3 protein-coding genes are annotated in these 2,189 nt (G+C 50.9%); 1 reads left to right on the forward strand and 2 read right to left on the reverse strand.

The genetic code is table 11. The annotated features are described in order from the left end of the window. Positions 1-200 (reverse strand): DUF2269 family protein (locus B3P58_RS10755; RefSeq protein ID WP_286717473.1); only part of this gene is annotated, 200 nt, incomplete at its 3' end. Then, on the reverse strand, positions 193-1,311 hold the full coding sequence (locus tag B3P58_RS10760) for a saccharopine dehydrogenase NADP-binding domain-containing protein (protein WP_286717474.1): 1,119 nt from the start codon (positions 1,309-1,311) through the stop codon (positions 193-195). The genes B3P58_RS10760 and B3P58_RS10755, both read right to left, overlap by 8 nt. A gap of 307 nt (positions 1,312-1,618) precedes the next feature. Here B3P58_RS10760 and B3P58_RS10765 point away from each other — a divergent pair, with 307 nt between their 5' ends. Next, entirely contained in the window at positions 1,619-2,101 is a 483-nt protein-coding gene (locus B3P58_RS10765; RefSeq protein ID WP_286717476.1) for a hypothetical protein, read from the forward strand. The last annotated feature ends 88 nt before the right edge of the window (positions 2,102-2,189 follow it).

The raw sequence follows: 2,189 nt of genomic DNA on the forward strand, positions 1-2,189 counted from the left end.
CCGGAGATTAGCTGCACTAAAACCGCCGGAGCGGTAAACAACCAATCCGCCAGAATAACGATCCGGCTGACATTACGGATTGTTTCCTGACTGCGGCTGAGAACCGCCATTAACATAAAAAAAGCAATGCCACTGCCGGTGCCCATTAATACGACCGCCGAGAGAATGTGCAGCGTTTTCAGCAGAAAATAATCAGTCACCCTGCTCCTCCCTGATCACCAGCCCTAAGCTCTGTGCATAAGGGTAAAATTCCGGTAGTGAAAATTCACCGCTGCAGGCTCTGGCACCGGGATTCACCTGCCCTGCCAGCAATTGTCTGGCGATGATGATGGTCGACAATGTGGGGATAAAAGGGCCAATACCATCATAAGCCTCCAGACGCCAACAAAGCCTGCTGGCTGCACCCTGCGTATTCAGCCCGGCGATATCAATCTGCATCGCACCATCAGCACTGCCCAGTTTACTGAACCAATGGCTCATCCGATAAATCAGAGCCGTTGCCGGTGCCCAGTTTTTAATCAGGCGCAGACGCGCCAGTGATGCCATCGCCAGCATCGAAAAATGCAGAAACGTCAGCTCAAGACTGGCCTGAAAACGTACCCGCTCAGTAACCGCAAACTGCGCCGGGAACAGTTCCAGATCGGGCACATCCACATTCGCCAGCCAACGCCATCCCAACCTTGGGCCAAAATATTTACGCCGGGAATTCATCCAGCCATACACCGTACGTATGCGTCCCTGTTCAAACACAGAGAAAGGACGGCCGGTGTACGACAAAATGCCACGCAGCGTTGCTTCACCGCGTTCAGCCTGATTACCCGGTGCGATAGCAATATCAATGCTGTCGACCTGCCGGAAGTCTGATTGATAATGTTCAATAACCGCCGACGACAACCCCGGTACCGAGCTGGCACCACTGATGATCTGCACTCCGGCGTCTTCAGCCTGTTTATTAAGTAAGGTTATATCGCAGACAAAACGACGGTCATCGGCAAGATCCAGATAATGCGCACCAACAGCAATACAGGCTTCGGCAACACGATAATTCTGCCCCTGAAAAGGACCACCGGTATGAATAACCAGAAACGGCGTTAAATCCTGCAGCTGTGCGCGGAAATCGGCCGCGTTGATATCCAGCACAACGGCCTGTAATTCTGCTTTGGCTGACGGCTGCAACTGAGCAACCAGGGCACGGGCCTTATCTGAATGACGCCCACTGCACAGTAAACGGATACCGCTGTCCTGCGCCAGAGTCTCACAAATGCGCTTACCGAAGTTTCCATAACCGCCCAATACAACGACTGTTTTCATCCTGATGACTGGTGCCTCGCTCCTGGTTTCTGATAGCAGACGCAGTATAACGGAGTGCCGGAGCGGGTAACCATGCTGTACTACACACTCTCCGCTGTTTTCCCCCGTTGTGTGCAGTGGCAGATCTGCATATACCCAGCCATCTCTGCTAATCACTCTTTCTGGCATTGATTGAACCCGGCAACCTCAGTACCCTCACCTTCAATACCCCCAGTGATAAGGCAGGGAGACCGGTATCAGAAACCGCTTTAAATATTCAGGATTTTTTCTGCCGGGCGTAAAAAGAACACGGCGTTCAAGGAGTATTATGAGAAAAATACGCACGATACTGACAGTCATGATCATCGCATTTATGTTTGCACCACTCTCTCAATGTACGAGGATGATCGTACTGACACCCAATGCCGGAGGTGAGGGGGTCAACGAACTGAGTCGCGAAAGGGTGACAGAAACCTACGTTGTCTACGATAAAATCATGTCGCAGATTTCGACCGATCTCATTGAAGCACTCCTGTTAGTTACTACCTTTTTGGCACCGCTGTTCATTAACCTGCTCAACCCCGAGTCTTACCGGATGAAGCTGTTGAACAACATCGCACAGTTAGCAGCAGGTGGATGGTTACTTTATTTCAGTGTTGTCGTTGTTTTTTTATTAGGCGATGCCCTGCTCTTTGGTTATCTGTTCTGCACGGTCGTCGCCAGCCTGAATCTTGTGAACCTTTATGCCCTGTTCAGTCTCATTAAAAACCGCACAACACAGCAGCACAGTGACGATATTCCGCCTCACTGAACAAGGGCACCTTGATCTGAACTTTTTCAGTAAGCCGGAGCCGGCGCTGAATTATTAAGAGGTGCCTAGGGCCTGTCGACACTAATTA

Origin of the sequence: Thalassolituus sp. UBA2009 (assembly GCF_002335285.1) — a bacterium.
Lineage (GTDB): Bacteria > Pseudomonadota > Gammaproteobacteria > Pseudomonadales > Oceanobacteraceae > Venatoribacter > Venatoribacter alkanivorans.